15 protein-coding genes and 1 pseudogene are annotated in these 15533 nt (G+C 69.2%); 15 read left to right on the forward strand and 1 reads right to left on the reverse strand.

Annotation, left to right across the window (positions count from 1 at the left end; all coding sequences use genetic code 11):
• Nucleotides 1-6: 6 nt before the first annotated feature.
• Nucleotides 7-705 carry a zinc ribbon domain-containing protein gene (locus tag Tbon_RS01770; RefSeq protein ID WP_158066017.1) on the reverse strand — a complete coding sequence of 233 codons (699 nt, stop codon included), beginning with the start codon at nucleotides 703-705 and terminating at the stop codon, nucleotides 7-9.
• Nucleotides 706-911: 206 nt separating this feature from the next.
• Here Tbon_RS01770 and Tbon_RS01775 point away from each other — a divergent pair, with 206 nt between their 5' ends.
• The 15 genes and pseudogenes from Tbon_RS01775 to gatB all read left to right on the forward strand — a co-directional run bounded on the left by Tbon_RS01775 (nucleotide 912) and on the right by gatB (nucleotide 15518).
• Complete coding sequence (locus Tbon_RS01775) at nucleotides 912-1418, forward strand: YceD family protein (protein ID WP_158066018.1); 507 nt, start codon at nucleotides 912-914, stop codon at nucleotides 1416-1418.
• A gap of 20 nt (nucleotides 1419-1438) precedes the next feature.
• A complete protein-coding gene (gene rpmF, locus Tbon_RS01780; protein ID WP_098503635.1) occupies nucleotides 1439-1633 on the forward strand; it encodes a 50S ribosomal protein L32 in 195 nt (64 codons plus the stop codon).
• 32 nt (nucleotides 1634-1665) lie between these two features.
• Nucleotides 1666-2613, forward strand: a complete 948-nt coding sequence (fabD, locus tag Tbon_RS01785) for an ACP S-malonyltransferase (RefSeq protein WP_404818782.1) — start codon at nucleotides 1666-1668, stop codon at nucleotides 2611-2613.
• Nucleotides 2606-3355 (forward strand): 3-oxoacyl-[acyl-carrier-protein] reductase, encoded by a 750-nt coding sequence (gene fabG / locus Tbon_RS01790; RefSeq protein ID WP_158066019.1) that lies wholly within the window; start codon nucleotides 2606-2608, stop codon nucleotides 3353-3355. The genes fabD and fabG overlap by 8 nt, the downstream gene beginning before the upstream one ends.
• The gene (gene nusB / locus Tbon_RS01795) at nucleotides 3352-3858 is read left to right on the forward strand and encodes a transcription antitermination factor NusB (protein WP_158066020.1); all 507 of its coding nucleotides are present in this window, start codon (nucleotides 3352-3354) and stop codon (nucleotides 3856-3858) included. Before fabG ends, nusB begins: the two co-directional genes overlap by 4 nt.
• A 26-nt stretch (nucleotides 3859-3884) precedes the next feature.
• On the forward strand, nucleotides 3885-4145 hold the full coding sequence (gene acpP / locus Tbon_RS01800; protein WP_098503631.1) for an acyl carrier protein: 261 nt from the start codon (nucleotides 3885-3887) through the stop codon (nucleotides 4143-4145).
• Between the two features lie 47 nt (nucleotides 4146-4192).
• The gene (gene tatB / locus Tbon_RS01805; RefSeq protein WP_158066021.1) at nucleotides 4193-4603 is read left to right on the forward strand and encodes a Sec-independent protein translocase protein TatB; all 411 of its coding nucleotides are present in this window, start codon (nucleotides 4193-4195) and stop codon (nucleotides 4601-4603) included.
• Nucleotides 4604-4609: 6 nt separating this feature from the next.
• A complete protein-coding gene (gene tatC, locus Tbon_RS01810) occupies nucleotides 4610-5416 on the forward strand; it encodes a twin-arginine translocase subunit TatC (protein ID WP_158066022.1) in 807 nt (268 codons plus the stop codon).
• On the forward strand, nucleotides 5413-6222 hold the full coding sequence (locus Tbon_RS01815; RefSeq protein WP_158066023.1) for a sulfite exporter TauE/SafE family protein: 810 nt from the start codon (nucleotides 5413-5415) through the stop codon (nucleotides 6220-6222). The genes tatC and Tbon_RS01815 overlap by 4 nt, the downstream gene beginning before the upstream one ends.
• Nucleotides 6219-6842: pseudogene (locus tag Tbon_RS01820) on the forward strand (uracil-DNA glycosylase family protein); the annotation flags it as partial. The gene Tbon_RS01815 and the pseudogene Tbon_RS01820, both read left to right, overlap by 4 nt.
• 182 nt (nucleotides 6843-7024) lie before the next feature.
• Nucleotides 7025-8683: a ribonuclease J gene (locus Tbon_RS01825; RefSeq protein WP_158066024.1), complete on the forward strand. Its 1659-nt coding sequence runs from the start codon at nucleotides 7025-7027 to the stop codon at nucleotides 8681-8683.
• 231 nt (nucleotides 8684-8914) lie between these two features.
• Nucleotides 8915-11239, forward strand: a complete 2325-nt coding sequence (locus Tbon_RS01830) for a DNA translocase FtsK (RefSeq protein WP_158066025.1) — start codon at nucleotides 8915-8917, stop codon at nucleotides 11237-11239.
• Between the two features lie 15 nt (nucleotides 11240-11254).
• Entirely contained in the window at nucleotides 11255-13048 is a 1794-nt protein-coding gene (locus tag Tbon_RS01835) for a carboxyl transferase domain-containing protein (RefSeq protein WP_158066026.1), read from the forward strand.
• Between the two features lie 105 nt (nucleotides 13049-13153).
• Nucleotides 13154-13954 carry a sulfite exporter TauE/SafE family protein gene (locus tag Tbon_RS01840; RefSeq protein WP_225734731.1) on the forward strand — a complete coding sequence of 267 codons (801 nt, stop codon included), beginning with the start codon at nucleotides 13154-13156 and terminating at the stop codon, nucleotides 13952-13954.
• Between the two features lie 91 nt (nucleotides 13955-14045).
• On the forward strand, nucleotides 14046-15518 hold the full coding sequence (gatB, locus tag Tbon_RS01845) for an Asp-tRNA(Asn)/Glu-tRNA(Gln) amidotransferase subunit GatB (RefSeq protein ID WP_225734673.1): 1473 nt from the start codon (nucleotides 14046-14048) through the stop codon (nucleotides 15516-15518).
• The last annotated feature ends 15 nt before the right edge of the window (nucleotides 15519-15533 follow it).

Genomic DNA, 15533 nt, shown 5'->3' on the forward strand with positions numbered 1-15533 from the left:
GGCGCCTCAGCCGACGTAGAGGATGCGCTCGCAGTTCGGGCACTGGGCGAGCGTGGCCGGGTCGAAGGCCTTGCGGCGAACGCTTTCGGGGATGGCAACGCGGCAGCCGGAGCAGGTGCTGCCCTGGATGCGGGCGACGGCGGTTCCCCGGCGCCGGCGGACATCCTCGTAGAGGCGGATCGAGGCCGGGTGGATGCGGTCCACCTGGCCCGCGCGGCGGGCGAGGGCGGCGGCGAGGGCAGATGCAAGCTGCGCGCGGCGGGCTTCGAGGGCGGCGACCTCCTGCTCGCGCTCGCGGCGGGCGGCTGCGAGGGCGGCCTCGGCAGCCCGCCGGGCCGCATCGGCGGCCTCGAACTCCTCCATCACCGCCAGGAGGCGGTCCTCGAGCTGGCTGCGCTGGGCCTTGAGGTGTTCGAGCTCGTGCTGGATGGCGGTGAGCTCCTTCGGGTTGCGGACGGAGCCGTCGTAGAGGCGCTTCTCCTCGGGAGTGATTTTGGCATCGAGGGCAGCGACGTCGGCTTCGAGCGCGCGCTGGGAGCGGCGGAGGTCCTGGTAGCGGGCGTCGGCTTCAGCGAATGCGGCCTCTGCTGCGGCGAGCGGTTCGGAGTGGGCCAGGCGCCCGTCGATGTCGGCGATTGCTGCTTCGAGACCGGCGACTTCGTCGTCGATCTCCTGGAGCGTGCAGATATCGTTGATGAGCGACATGCGGCGGTCCCCCGGGCAGGGCTAACCCTAGCGGCAAAGCCTAGGGGTCCGGGCGGGCGGGCTCAATGGCGTTCGGCGGCCAGCAGTCGAATCATCACGTTTGGGCCGAACTTATGGCGTATCGGGCGCAGGGCGGGGGCACGGCATCTACCGAAGCGGTGCGGAATGGGGTTCAATGGAAGTGAGTTCACCAGGAGGGGCGGGGGATGCGTTTCAACGTTGCGGGGCTGCTGAAGTCCGAGGTCGGGGCAAGCCGGCGACACGAGATCGAGCCGGAGGAGCCGGTTCACCGAGGGAGCGTGGTGATCATCCGGGTGCCGCGGGGGGTGCTGGTGCGGTGCGAGGCGGATGTGTTCATCGAGGCGCAGTGCAGCCGCTGCCTCGTGCCGTTCGCCTATCCGGAGACGGTGCGGTTCGAGGAGTTTTACCGGCAGCAGGTGGACCTGGTGGACGGGCACCGGATTGCGATGATCGAGGGGGAAGACGAGGACACCTTCGTCATCGGGCTGAACAACGAAGTCGACATTAGCGAGGCCGTCCGGCAATATACGGTGATGGCTGCAGCGATGCAGCCGCTCTGTCGGCCGGACTGCCCGGGGCTGTGCCCCGAGTGCGGGACGGACCTGAGCATGGAAACCTGCCAGTGCGAGCGCGCACCGATCGACCCGCGATGGGCGAGGCTGCTCACACTGCAGACTCGGAAGCATGGGTAACGACCTGAAGGAGAGCCGCTATGCCGCCGCTGCCAAAGCGGAAATACGCAGCTTCGCGCCAGGGGAAGCGCCGCTCGCATCTGAAGCTGAAGATGCCGCACATCATCGATTGTCCGCGGTGCAAGAGCCCGCGGCTGGCGCATCACGCCTGCCCGATTTGCGGGACGTACCGGGGCCGGGAAGTGATTCAGCTGCCCGAGCCGGATCTCGACTGACCTTCGGAGCTACGGCTCTGGAACCGTTCCTCATCTACAGCGACCCGGTTCGAAAGGACCGGGCGTTCGTGTTCCCGGGGCAGGGCGCGCAGGCCGTGGGCATGGGGAAGGACCTCTACGAGCAGTTCCCAACGGCCCGCGAGCTGTACGACCGCGCGGACGAGATCCTCGGGTTCCGGCTGAGCCGGCTCTGCTTCGAAGGCCCGGAAGAGGAGCTCCAGCAGACCAGGAACGCCCAGCCGGCGATTGCGGTGACGAGCCTCGCGCTCCTGAAGGTGGCGACCGAGGTTTCGCCGCAGCTGCTGGAACGGCCCGCGTTCGTGGCGGGGCACTCGCTGGGCGAATACTCGGCGCTGGTGGCTGCCGGCGCCCTGCCGTTCGACGAAGCGGTGCGGCTGCTGCGCATCCGGGGTGAGCTGATGCAGGCTGCCGGGGAGAAGAACCCGGGAACGATGGCTGCCGTGCTCGGCCTTGACCTGACCGACTGCGAGGAGATCTGCCGGGAGGCGGGCGCCGAGGTGTGCAACGTGAATGCGCCGGGGCAGATCGTCATCGGGGGGCGGCGCGAGGCGGTCGTGCGCGCGCTGGATTACGCCAAGGCCCGCGGCGCGGTGAAGGTGATTCCGCTCAGCGTCAGCGGGGCGTTCCACAGCTCCCTGATGCGGCCGGCGGCCGATGGGATGGTGCAGCCGGTGGCGACGGCTTCGCTCGCGGACCCGGCAGTGCCCGTCGTGCTGAATGTGACGGCAACGCCGACGCAGGACGAGCTGGCGATTCGGCACGAGCTGGTGGACCAGGTCTGCCGGCCGGTGCAGTGGACCAAGACGGTGGAGTTCCTCGGCGCCCATGGAGTCGAGACCTTCATCGAGTTCGGCCCGGGGCGCGTCCTGACGGCGATCATCAAGCGGATGCTGCGGAAGTCGACGTGCATCAATGTGAACGACGCAGCGTCAGTGCGGGTGCAGCTCCCCGATGGGTGACCTGGACGGCAAAGCGGCGCTGGTGACGGGCGGGAGCCGGGGCATCGGCCGGGCAATCTGCCTGGAGCTGGGGCGCCGCGGCGCCCGGGTGGCGGTGAACTACCGCGCGAATGCCGAGCTGGCCGAGCAGGTGGCGGCCGAGATCCGGGCGATGGGCAGCGAGGCGTTTGCCGTGGGGGGCGATGTCGCGAATGGCGACGACGCTGCTGCGATGGTGAAGGCGACCGTCGAGCGGTTCGGCGGGCTGGACATCCTCGTGAACAACGCGGGCATCACCCGCGACGGGCTGCTGATGCGGATGAGCGACGAGGACTGGGACGCGGTGCACCAGGTGAACCTGCGGGGCGCATTCCTGGTCACCCGGGCTGCGATGCGGCCGATGCTGCGGGCGCGGGGCGGCCGGATCATCAACATCACGAGCGTGGTGGGGGTGATGGGGAACGCGGGCCAGGCGAACTACGCGGCAGCGAAGGCGGGGCTCATCGGCTTCACGCGGGCGCTGGCCCGGGAGGTGGCGTCGCGGGGGATCACGGTGAACGCTGTGGCGCCCGGGTTCATCGAGACGGACATCATCCAGGGCATGAGCGAGCAGGCGGTCGCGTGGGCGAAGTCGCAGATTCCGCTGGGGCGGCTGGCGGGGCCGGAGGAGGTCGCGCCGCTGGTCGCGTTCCTTGCCAGCGACGGGGCGGGCTACATCACGGGGCAGTGCATCCACGTTGATGGCGGTATGGTGATGGCGTGACCGCCAGCCCCTACCGGCTCATTCGACAGCTGGCCATTGAAGCGCTCTACGAAGCCGAGACCTCGGGCCACCCGGCAGAGGCTGCGTTCCGGCGCCGGCTCCTCGAAGAGCGGGAGTCGACGCCCTCGCTCCGTGGCGAGGAGTGGGAGAAGCGCGGGCTTGCGGCGATCCGGGGGGTGCTGGGCCTGCTCCCGGAGCTGGACCGGTACATCCAGGAGGCGGCTCCAAAGTACCCGGTGAGCACGCTTGCCATCGTTGACCGCAACATCCTGCGGCTTGCAATATGGGAACTCGTCTCGGACAATTCGGCGCCGGTCGCGGCCGTCATCAACGAGGCCGTTGAACTTGCGCACCGGTATGGAGGCGACAGTTCGCCGAGCTTCGTAAACGGCGTGTTGCGGACGGTGAGTGAACGGCTGCGGCAGCGGGGGGAAGACCCCGGCAGCGCCGGAAGCACCGTGCCGGAGCGCGAAACGACGACACCAACGGACCCCAGCCAGTAAACGTCATCCCAGGAGAAACCAGGACCGTGGCAACCGTATTCGAACGTGTTCGCAAGATTGTGGTCGAGCAACTCGGCGTGGAGGAGGACGAAGTCGTCCCGAGCGCCTCGTTCGTCGACGACCTGAACGCCGACTCGCTGGACCTCGTTGAGCTGATTATGTCGCTTGAGGAGGAGTTCGCGAACGACGTTGCCGGGCTCGAGATCAGCGATGAAGACGCTGAAAAGATCGTGACCGTGCAGGACGCCGTAGACTACTTGAAGGACCACGGGGTCGAAGACAAGTAAGACGCCCGCGCCGGCCGGGGCGCGGGGCCGCCCCCCGGGAGGTACGCGTGGAGTTCCTGGGCATCGGCTACCAGGAGTTGCTGCTCATCCTGGTCCTGCTGCTGGTGGTAGTGGGACCTGAACGGCTGCCCCAGATGGCGTACCAGATCGGGCGAGCCGTGCGGCAGATGCAGCTGTATGCGCGGGCCGTGCGGGACGAGTTCCGGGACGAGATCGACTACCTGGACGAGCAGTACCGGACGATGCGGGGGGAGATCGAGCTTGCGCAACGGACCCTCCGCGAGGAGCAGGCGAAGCTGAACGAAGGGCTGGCGGAGGTCGATGCGACCCTGCGGGCGGCAGAAGCCGAGGCGGGGAGCGCACTCGCGGCGCCACCGCTCCCGGAGGCGGCCGCGCCGGGCGAGCCGGCGGCTGCGCCGGGGCCGGGCGGGGCACCATCGCCGCCGCTGGTGTTCTGAGGCGCCATGGTAGCGGAACCGCTTCGCGATACCGGTGCGCCGGCGACGGCGGAGGAGGAGAGCGGCTACCACGGCGGCCCGGAGATGACGCTCCTCGAGCACCTGAAGGAGCTGCGCTACCGGGTGATGGTGAGCGGGCTGGCGGTGCTCATCGGCGTCATCGTCTGCTTCTACTTCTGGGAGACGATCCTCGGGTGGATGGTTGCCCCGGCCCGCGAGCGGGTGGAGGACTTCCGGGTTTCGAGTTTCTCTCCGACGGACCGGATCGGCATCATCGTGAAGATCGGGTTGTATGGCGGGGTTATCCTCGCCTCGCCGGTCGTCATTTACCAGATGATGGCGTTCATCCTGCCGGGCCTCACGCCGAAGGAGCGGCGGATTCTGCTGCCGGGCATCGTTGGCGGGGCCGCGTTCCTGCTCGCCGGGATGGCATTTGCCTACTGGGTCATCCTGCCGGCGTCGCTGGGATTCCTGCTGGAGCTGGGCAGCGACGAAATCGAAAACGTGATCGGCATCAAGCAGTATGTCGACTTCGTGACACGGATTGTGTTCTGGGTCGGGGTGTCGTTCGAGCTGCCGATGGTGCTGGCGCTCGCGGCGAAGCTCGGGCTGGTGCGTGCGCGCCAGCTGCTCGGCTTCTGGCGGTACGCGGTGGTCATCGTGTTCATTATCGCGGCGGTCGTGACGCCGACGCCGGATCCGGTGACGCAGACGTTCGTGGCGGCCCCGCTGCTCGGGCTGTACTTCATCGGCATCCTGATGGCGTGGGCGGTGCAGCCGAAGCGGAAGCAGCCAGCGGGGCCGGGGCGATGAGCCGTCGCGGCCGGTGGTCGGCCCTGGCCGGGTTTTCGGGCGGCGTCCTGAGCGGGCTGCTCGGAGGCGGCGGCGGCGCGGTGATGGTGCCGCTGATGACCGGCCCGCTGCGGATGCGCCAGCACGTGGCTCACGGGACATCGCTCGCGGTGATTACGGTGACAGCGGCTGTGGCGGCGGTGCTGTACGGGATCGCGGGGCATTTCGACTGGCTGCTGTTTGCCGGGCTGGCGGCAGGCGCAGTAACCGGCGCCGTGGCGGGGGCGCGGCTTGCGCTGCGTGTGCCGGCCCTCCGGCTGCGCCAGGCGTTCGGCGTGTTCCTGCTGGCGGTTTCGCTGCGGATGCTGCTGTTCGCGCCCCCGGGCGGGTGGGTCGAGCCGGGGAAGCTGGCAGAACTCGGGCTGGCCGGGGTCATCGGCCTGAGCGGCGGACTTGCGAGCGGGGCGCTCGGGGTCGGCGGCGGTGCCATCTTTGTGCCGGCGATGGTGCTGGTGCTCGGCACGGAACAGCATGAGGCGCAGGGCATTTCGCTCGTGGTCATCGTCGTGGCTTCGGCGATGGGCGCGCTGACCCACTACCGGCAGGGTACGGTGGATACCGACGCGGCGCGGTGGCTGCTGCCGGCGGCTATCCCCGGCGCCATCGCCGGCGCGGGGCTGGCGACCCTCCTCAGCGGCCGCGGGCTGCAGGTGGTGTTCGCGGTCGTGCTTTCGGCGATCGGCGTGCAGATGCTGACCACGGCGACGCGGCGGCTGCGGGCGGCCGGGAGCACCGCGGGGGCGGCGCCGGAGGGAGTGCGTCCGTGATTTCGAAGGAGGAGCGCGCCGCTGAGCTGTACGAGGTCATCCGGGCGTGCCGCCTGTGCGCGCTCGCGGAAACGCGGACACACGCGGTGCCGGGGGAGGGGCCGCTCGATGCGGAGGTGATGTGCATCGGGGAAGCGCCGGGTCTGAACGAAGACCGCCAGGGCCGTCCGTTCGTCGGGGCGGCCGGGCAGTTCCTGACCGAGCTGCTCGCGGAGGCCGGGCTCCGCCGCGACGAGGTGTACATCTGCAATGTGCTGAAGTGCCGGCCGCCGGGGAACCGCGACCCTCTGCCCGGGGAGATTGCAGCATGCGCCGAGTACCTCGACCTGCAGATTGACCTCGTGGACCCGCTGGTGATCGTGACGCTGGGCCGGTTTTCGATGGCGCGCTGGTTCCCGCAGCAGACGATTTCGCGGATTCACGGGAAGCCGAAGGTGGTGGACGGCCGCTACATTGTGCCGATGTACCACCCGGCGGCGGCGCTGCACCAGGGGGCGCTGCGGGAGGTGCTTGTGGAGGACTTCCGGAACCTCCGCGGGGTGATTGCGCGGGCGCGCGGCGGCGACTTCGAGGCTGCGGGGGCAGCGCCAGCCGTTTCCGCGGCGTGGGAGCCGCGGGAGGCGCCGACACCCGAGCCCGGCGCACGAGCTGACGGGCCGGCAACCCCGCCCGCGGCCGTTGCGGCGCTGCACCTGCCGAACCGCACACCAGAGGCGCCCCGCCAGGCGGGTCCCCGGCCGCCGGACCAAGAAGCCCCCGCGCCCGCAGAGCCACGTCAAATCTCATTTTTCGACCAGGACACATGACTTCCAAAACAACGCTGCGCGTGATTCCGCTTGGCGGCCTCGGAGAGATTGGCCGCAACATGATGCTGCTTGAATACGGGGACGACATCATCGTCATCGACGTCGGGCTGATGTTTCCGGAGGAGGAGATGCTCGGCGTCGACCTCGTCATCCCGGATTTCACCTACCTGCGGGAGCGGAAGGAGAAGGTGCGGGCGGTGTTCCTCACCCACGGGCACGAGGACCACGTGGGCGCGCTGCCGTATTTCCTGCGGGAGTTCGACGTGCCGGTGTACAGCACGCGGCTGACCGACGGGCTGATCCGGGTAAAGCTGCAGGAGCACCGGCTGCTGCAGAAGGCGAAGACCCACGTGGTGGAGCCGGGGCAGGTGATCGAGGCCGGTGTTTTCAAGGTGGAGTTCTTTACGGTGGCCCACTCGATCCCCGATGCCTGCGGGCTGATCATCCAGACTCCGCTCGGCCCGGTGGTGCACACGGGGGACTTCAAGCTCGACCACACGCCGGTGATGGACCAGCACACCGACCTGATCCGCCTCGCACAGGTTGGCGCGGAGGGCTGTCTGCTCCTGATGGCGGACTCGACCTACGCGGAAGTCGACGGGTATACCCCGAGCGAGCAGCTGGTGGGCGAGGCGCTGAAGCAGATTATGGTGAACGCGCCGGGCCGGGTGATTGTCGCGACATTCGCGTCGCTCATCTCGCGCGTGCAGCAGGTGATTGATGCGGCGGTGTTCACGGGCCGGAAGGTGTTCGTGACTGGCCGTTCCATGATCGACAACGTGGCGATGGCGCGGCAGCTCGGGTATCTGCAGGCGCCGGAGGGGACCATCGTCGGGGTGGAGGAGATGCGGAACACGCCGCCCGCGAAGCTGGTCGTGATCACGACCGGGAGCCAGGGTGAGCCGACGAGCGCACTGACTAAGATGGCGAACGGCGACCACCGGCACATTCAGATCATGAAGGGCGACACGGTGGTGCTTTCGGCCTCGCCGATCCCGGGGAACGAGCAGGCGGTGTACCGGAACGTGGACAACCTGTTCCGGCTGGGCGCGGACGTGCTCTACAACCGGGTTTCGAACATCCACGTCCGGGGGCATGCCAGCCGGGAGGAGCTGAAGATCATCCAAGGGCTGCTCCAGCCGGAGTACTTCGTGCCGGTCCATGGGGAGTACCGGCACCTTGTGGTGCATGCCCGGCTGGCGGAGTCCGTGGGGGTGCCGCAGGGGAACGCGTTCGTGCTGACGGACGGAGACGTGCTGGAGATCGACGAAGAGGCGGCATGGCTCGGCGAGCGTGTGCCCGCAAGTTATGTGTATATCGACGGCCTCGGCATCGGGGATGTCGACCAGCACATCCTGCGCGACCGGGCGCATCTTTCGACCGACGGCGTGGTGGTGGTGATCGTCACCGTCGACAAGCAGACGGGGGCGCTCGTGCGGCCGGCGGAGGTCCTGGCCCGCGGGTTCGTCGACCTGGAGGAGCGGGAGGACCTCGCCGAGCGCACGCGGGAAGTCGTGGCGAAGGCGCTGCAGGGCGCGGAGCACTACGCGGAGTTCGGCGATATCAACACCCGGATCCGGGACGCGGTCAGCAAGTTCCTCTATGATGAGACGCGCAGGCGCCCTATGGTGCTGACCGTGACAGTCGAGGTCTAGGTCGGCACACGACCAACGGCGCCGAGGCCGGGACCAGCGGGGGGTTTTCGGCCGGCAGCTGAGGAGTGCAGGTCGATGGCGGCACGCACGACGAAGAGCCGGGCCCGCCCTGCGCGCTCGCCCTCCCGGCGAAGCACGCGCGGAGCTGCGCGGACACGTGCTCGCGGGATTTCGCTGATTCGGCGCTGGTGGCGGGAAGGCGCGGCCGTTGCCGCGGTAGCCTTGCTGGCGGTGTGGGTCGCGTTCTTCGATGGTGCGGCAGCGCTGGAGCGCGCCCGGGATGCGCTGCTGCGCACGCTGGGATTCGGGATTGCCGTGCTGGCGGGCTGGGCGCTGTACGGCGCGGTTGCAACGTGGCGCGGGTGGTATCTCGACCGGCGGCTGCTGGCGCGGAGGACTGCCGGGGTGGCCTCCCTCGGGCTGTTCGCGTGGGGGCTGCTCGGGCTGAACGAGGCGCGCTGGGCAGTCGGGACGGTGGACTTCTCGGAGGTCAGCCTCGGCGGGCGGTTCGGGCAGGCGCTGGTGGCAGGGCTGCTGGGGAAGGCGGCATGGGTGAGCCTGTTCGTCATCGCTGCGGTGCTGCTGGCGCCGGGGCCGAGCCGCTGGGTGGCTGTGCACGTGCCGCTCTGGCTGCAGGAGGCGTGGGAACGGCGGCTGCCGCACCGCGCGGCAGCTGCCGTGGGCAGGTGGATTGCGTTCATCTTCCGGAGGCCGGAGCGCGAGGAGGAGATTGTCATCGGCGCGGGGGAGTTTGTGCCCGCGCAGGCGGCCGGTCCGCCGCTGGAGGCGCCGCCGGTGGTGTTCCGGCCGCGGATCGAGCCGGGCGCACCGGCTTCGACGGTCGGCACTGGCGCGGCTGCGGCGTTCACCGCAGTGCCGGCCGAGGCGCCCGCGCCGCCAGAGCCGGAGCCCGAGGCCGAGGAGCTGCCTTCCGCCTTCGCACAGGATGCGGCGGGCGGCCCGGCCGAGCCGGAGCCGGAGGAAGCGGAGCAGCTCGGGCTGCCGCTGGAGACGCGAAGCGGCTGGCACCTGCCGGCGATGGAGCTGCTGAATCCGCCGCAGCCGAGCGCCAGCCGACGCCACGACAACGCCGCACGGGCGCAGCTGATCGTGGACACGCTGGCAAGCTTCGGGGTCGACGCGACGGTGGTGGAAATCAACGAAGGGCCGACGGTGACGCAGTTCGGTGTCGAGCCGGGGTGGGAGATCCGCTACAAGGAGGTCCCGCTGCGGGACGAGAACGGGAAGCCGATCGTGGGGCCGGACGGGCGGCCAAAGACCGAGCGGGTCGAGGTTTCGCGGACGCGTGTGCGGGTGAACAAAATCACGGCCCTGCAGAACGACCTCGCGCTGGCGCTGGCGGCGCCGAGCCTGCGGATTGAGGCCCCGGTTCCCGGGCGGGCGATCGTCGGGATTGAGGTGCCGAACGACAGCGCGACCGTGGTCACGCTGCGTTCGGTGATGGAGACGAAAGAATTTGCAGAGGTGGCGCGGAAGTCGAAGCTGGCGATTGCGCTGGGGAAGGGAGTCGCGGGGGCGCCGGTGGTGGCCGACCTCGCGACGATGCCGCATCTGCTGATCGCCGGGGCCACGGGCTCGGGCAAAAGCGTCTGCATGAACGCGATCATCGCCTGCATCATGATGAACGCGACGCCGGATGATGTGCGGTTCGTGATGGTGGACCCGAAGCGGGTGGAGCTGGTGGGGTACTCCGGCATCCCGCACATGGCCTTCAGCGAAGTGATCGTGGACATGGACAAGGTGGTGGGCGTGCTGCAGGCGGTGGTCGGGGAGATGGAGGCGCGGTACAAGAAGTTCGCTGAGCTGGGCGTGCGGAACATCGAGGGGTACAACAAGCACCCCCGGACGCTGAAGAAGCTGCCGTACTGGGTGGTCATCATCGATGAGCTGGCCGACCTGATGATGGCCGCACCCTTCGAGGTCGAGAAGCTCATTTGCCGGCTTGCCCAGCTCGCGCGGGCAACGGGCATCCACCTGATCGTGGCGACGCAGCGGCCGTCGGTGGACGTCGTCACCGGGCTGATCAAGGCGAACTTCCCGACGCGCATCGCGTTTGCGGTGACCTCGCAGACCGATTCGCGGACCATCCTCGACATGGGCGGGGCGGAGAAGCTGCTGGGGCGGGGCGACATGCTCTACCTCCCGCGCGATGCCGGGAAGCCGATCCGGATCCAGGGTGTGTACCTCTCCGACGCGGAGGTCGAGCGGCTGGTGACGTTCTGGAAGGACGACCGCTTCCGGTCGCTGGCGCCGGAAACGGCGGATGCGCTGCTGGAGGAGGCGCTCGCGGCCCAGAACGGCGGCGACGCAAACATCGAGGTCGAGGAGGACGACCCGGTGGTCATCCAGGCGCGGGCCCTTGCGCAGAAGCACCAGCGCGTTTCGCCGGCACTGCTGCAGCGGCGCCTGCGCATCGGCTACCTGAAGGCATCCAGGGTCCTCGAGATTCTCGAGGCGGAGGGCGTCGTCGGGCCGCGCGAGGAGGGCGATTCCCGCCGGGTGCTGGCGCGGGCGGGCGCGGATGATGATGCCTGATAGACTGGAGCGAGCGTGAAGGGGATTCGGAGCATCCTGCGCCGGGGAGAAGAGCATCCGGAGGCCGCGGGGCAGCGGCAGCCGGAGCGGTGCCTCGCGTGCGGCGCGCTGCTGGAAGGCTCGCGGCTGTACGAGCGGTTCCGGGTGTGCCACGCCTGCGGGTTTCACTTCCACCTGACGGCGCTGGAACGGATTGCGACGCTCGCCGACCTCGGGACGTTTCACGAGGATGACCGGGGGATCTCGGCGATCGACCCGCTCTCCTTCCCGGGGGGCGGGCGACACTCCTACCGGTCGCGGGTCATCCAGGAGCAACGGCGGACCCGGCTGACGGAAGCAGCGGTCACCGGCCGGGCGGCTATCGGCGGGCACGACGTGGTCATTGGGGTGGTCGACTTTGCGTTCCTCGGGGGCTCGATCGGCGTGGCGGCCGGCGAACGGCTGGCACGGGCGTTCGAACGGGCGCGAGCGCGGCGGGTCCCGGTGGTGCTGGTCTGCTCGACCTCGGGTACGCGGATGCAGGAGGGGCTGCTGGCGCTGATGCAGGGCCCGCGGATTGCGGTGGCGATCGAGCAGTTTGCGCGCGAGGGGCTCCCCTACCTGTGCGTGCTGACCGACCCGACGACGGGCTCGGCCTATGCAGGATTCGTCAACCTCGCCGACATCCTCATCGCCGAGCCGAATGCGCTGGTCGGCTATGCGGCCCTGCGGGCGCTGGAGGAGACGACCAAGAACGGGCTCCCGGCCGGGGCGCACACATCGGAGGCGCACCTCCAGCACGGGCTCATCGATGCGGTCGTTGCGCGCCCGCAGCTGCGGGAGACGGTTGCGGGGCTGCTTGACCTGCTTTCGCGGGGGCGGCTTCCAGAGGGGAGCCCGGGCGGGCAGGGGGGCCACCTGCAGCACACGCCGCGGCCGGCCTGGCAGCAGGTGCAGCTCTCGCGGCATGAGAATCGGCCGACGGCGCGCGAATTCATCGAGCGGATGACGACCGCGTTCTTCGAACTGCGGGGCGACCGGAGCGGCATCGATGACCGGGCGGTGGTTGCGGGCATCGGCGCGATCGACGGCGAGGCTGCGGTGTTCGTGGGGCAGGTTCGGCCGCACAGCGGCGACGGGAACGGGCTCATCGGCCCGGCCGGGTTCCGGAAGGCGGAACGGGCGTTCCGGCTGGCCTCACGGCTTGGGCTGCCGGTGGTGACGCTGGTCGACACGGCAGGGGCCGACCCGTCGCTGGCGGCGGAGGAGGCCGGGCAGGGGCACGCGGTGGCGCGGTGCATGGCGGCGATGCTGGCGGTGCAATCGCCGACGGTTGCGGTCATCACCGGAGAAGGCAATTCCGAGGCGGCGATGGCAATGGCAACGGCCGACCGGGTTCTGATGCTCGACAACGCGGTGTACGAAGTCGTGCGCCCGGAGGATGCGGCAGCGGTGCTCGAGGGTGGGCCGGCGGAGGTTGCGGAGCGGCTGCGGCTGACGTCGCACGACTGCCTGCGGCTCGGAATTGTCGACCACACGGTCCCGGAGCCGGGGGAAGGGGCGCATACGAACCATGCCGAAGCCGCCGCGCTGCTCCGGAGGGCGATCACCCGAGAGCTGGCGCGCCTGCGGCGGATGCGGCAGAAGCGGCGCCTGGAGGCGCGGTATGCGCGCTACCGGGAGACCGGCTCGACCCGGAGCCGGATCCGCGGCCGGCTGGAGCGGCGGTGGGCGCATCTGCAGGACCGCATCGGCGGAGCGCTGGACCGGCTCCGTGGCAGGGCATTCCGGCGGCGTGCGGATTTCCCGGACGAGGGCATCCCGGTCTAGGGTTTCGGGGCCGCCGGTTTACCGGTCGGCGGGAACGGGAGAAACTCGGGGGTATCGGCGCCGCGAGGGAGTGCCCTGGAAGCTACTGACCCACTGCTCATCCTCCTGGGGTTCGCTGTCGGTGCGTTCGGGACGCTCGTCGGCGCGGGCGGCGGGTTCGTGCTGGTGCCGATCCTGCTGCTGCTGTACCCGGAGAAGGACCCGGAAACGATCACGGCCATCTCGCTGCTTGTGGTATGCGCCAACGCGGCCTCGGGGTCGGTGGCGTACGGGTTGCAGGGGCGCATCGACTACCGATCAGGCTGGTGGTTCGTGCTGGGGACGTTTCCGGGGGCAGTGGCGGGGGCGATTGTGGTCGGGTATGTGCCCCGCCGGCTGTTCGACGCCATCTTCGCGGTGCTGCTCGGGGTGGTGGGGGTGTACCTGCTGGCGCGGCCCCAGGTGCAGGCGATCGCGGAGCCGATCCGCGGGCGAGGAGTGGTCCGGCGGGTGGTGCGGGATGCGCACGGGAACACGTTTGTTTACTCCTACCAGCTCTGGAAAGGCGTGCTGATCAGCACCGCAGTGGGGTTTATCAGCAGCCTGCTCGGTATCGGCGGGGGGATTATCCACGTGCCGATCATGGCGACGGTGCTGCACTTCCCGGTGCATATCGCGGCGGCGACATCGCATTTCGTGCTTGCGTTCATGGCCGCTGAGGGGACGGCCGTGCACATCCTGCAGGGGGTCATCGGGTGGGACCGGTCACTGGCACAGGGGCTGCTGCTGGCGGCCGGTGCGATTCCCGGGGCGCAGGTGGGGGCGCGGCTGGCGCATCGGCTGCACGGGGGCATAATCCTGAGGGCGCTGGCTGGCGCGCTGCTGCTCGTCGCGCTCCGGCTCGGTGTCAAGGCTGCCGGAATGTGATGCGGGCCGTTCGTACCAAGAATTTGCCGGGTTACCACTTGGGGGCGGCGTGCCTATACTCGGAAGGTGCCGATACGGCGGAGGAGAATGGGTGACCGCCATCGCGACTGACTACGAGGTCGTCATCGGCCTCGAGGTGCACTGCCAGCTGAAGACCGCGAGCAAGATGTTCTGCGGGTGCAACGCCGACTATGCGGGCGCCGAGCCGAACACCCATGTTTGCCCGGTCTGCCTCGGAATGCCGGGGGTGCTTCCGGTCATCAATGAGAAAGCGATTGAGGGGATTGTGCTCACGGGGCTGGCGCTCAACTGCACGATCGCGCCGTTCAGCAAGTTCGACCGGAAGAACTATCCGTACCCGGATCTCATGAAGGGGTACCAGATTTCGCAGTACGACCTGCCGATCTGCCGTGACGGGTGGCTGGAGATCGAGGTCGAGGGGAAGCAGCGCAGGATCGGCATCACCCGGGTGCACATGGAGGAGGACACCGCCCGGCTGCTCCACCGGGTCGACCCGGTGACAGGCGAGGCGTACAGCCTGATCGATGTGAACCGCTCCGGGACGCCGCTGATGGAGATTGTGAGCGAACCGGACATCCGAAGTGCGGCCCAGGCGCGGGAGTACCTTGTGCGGCTGCGGCAGGTGCTCCGGTACATCGGGGTGAGCGACGCGAACATGGAGGAGGGGAACTTCCGCTGCGATGCCAACATCTCGGTGCGGCGGAAGGGCGAGACGGCCTTCGGGACAAAGGTTGAAATCAAGAACATGAACAGCTTCCGGGCTGTGCACGATGCGCTGCTCTACGAAGAGCGGCGGCAGATCGGCGTGCTGGAGGCGGGCGGGAAGGTCGAGCAGGAGACGCGGGGGTGGTCGGACGAGCGGCAGATGACGCTGAGCCAGCGGAGCAAAGAGCACGCGCACGACTACCGGTATTTCCCCGAGCCGGACCTGCCGCCGCTGAAGCTGGGAGCGGCGTTCATCGAGCGGGTGCGGGCGCGGCTGCCGGAGCTGCCGGCGGCGAAGATCGCGCGGTACCGCGGGCTCGGCCTGAGCGACTACGAAGCGGCGACGCTGGCGGAGGAGCGCCCGCGGGCGGAGTACTTCGAGCGGCTGATGGCTGCCCTGAGCGGCGATGACGCCCGCAGGGCGAAGCTGGCGGCAAACTGGATGCTCGGCGAGGTTGCGCGGTGGCTGAACGCGAACCAGGCGGAAATCGACCGGTTCCCGCTGGAGCCGGAGCAGCTGGCCGGGCTGATCGAGCAGGTGGCGAACGGGACGGTCACCGCACTGGTCGGGAAGGACGTCTTCGAGCAGATGGTGGCCACGGGCGAATCGGCCGAGGCGATTATCGAGCGGCAGGGGCTCGCGCAGATCAGCGGCGCGGACGAGCTGACCGGGCTGGTTCGGAAAGCGATCGCGGAGAATCCGCGGGCGGTGGCGGACTTCCACGCGGGGAAGGCGACGGCGATCAAGTTCCTCATCGGGCAGGTGATGCGGGAGACGAAGGGGCGGGCCAATGCCCAGGTGGTGCAGGAGCTGCTGGAGAGGGAGCTGCAGCAATGAGCAGATGTCCAGGGA

The sequence above is a fragment of the Tepidiforma bonchosmolovskayae genome (genome assembly GCF_008838325.1).
Lineage (GTDB): Bacteria > Chloroflexota > Dehalococcoidia > Tepidiformales > Tepidiformaceae > Tepidiforma > Tepidiforma bonchosmolovskayae.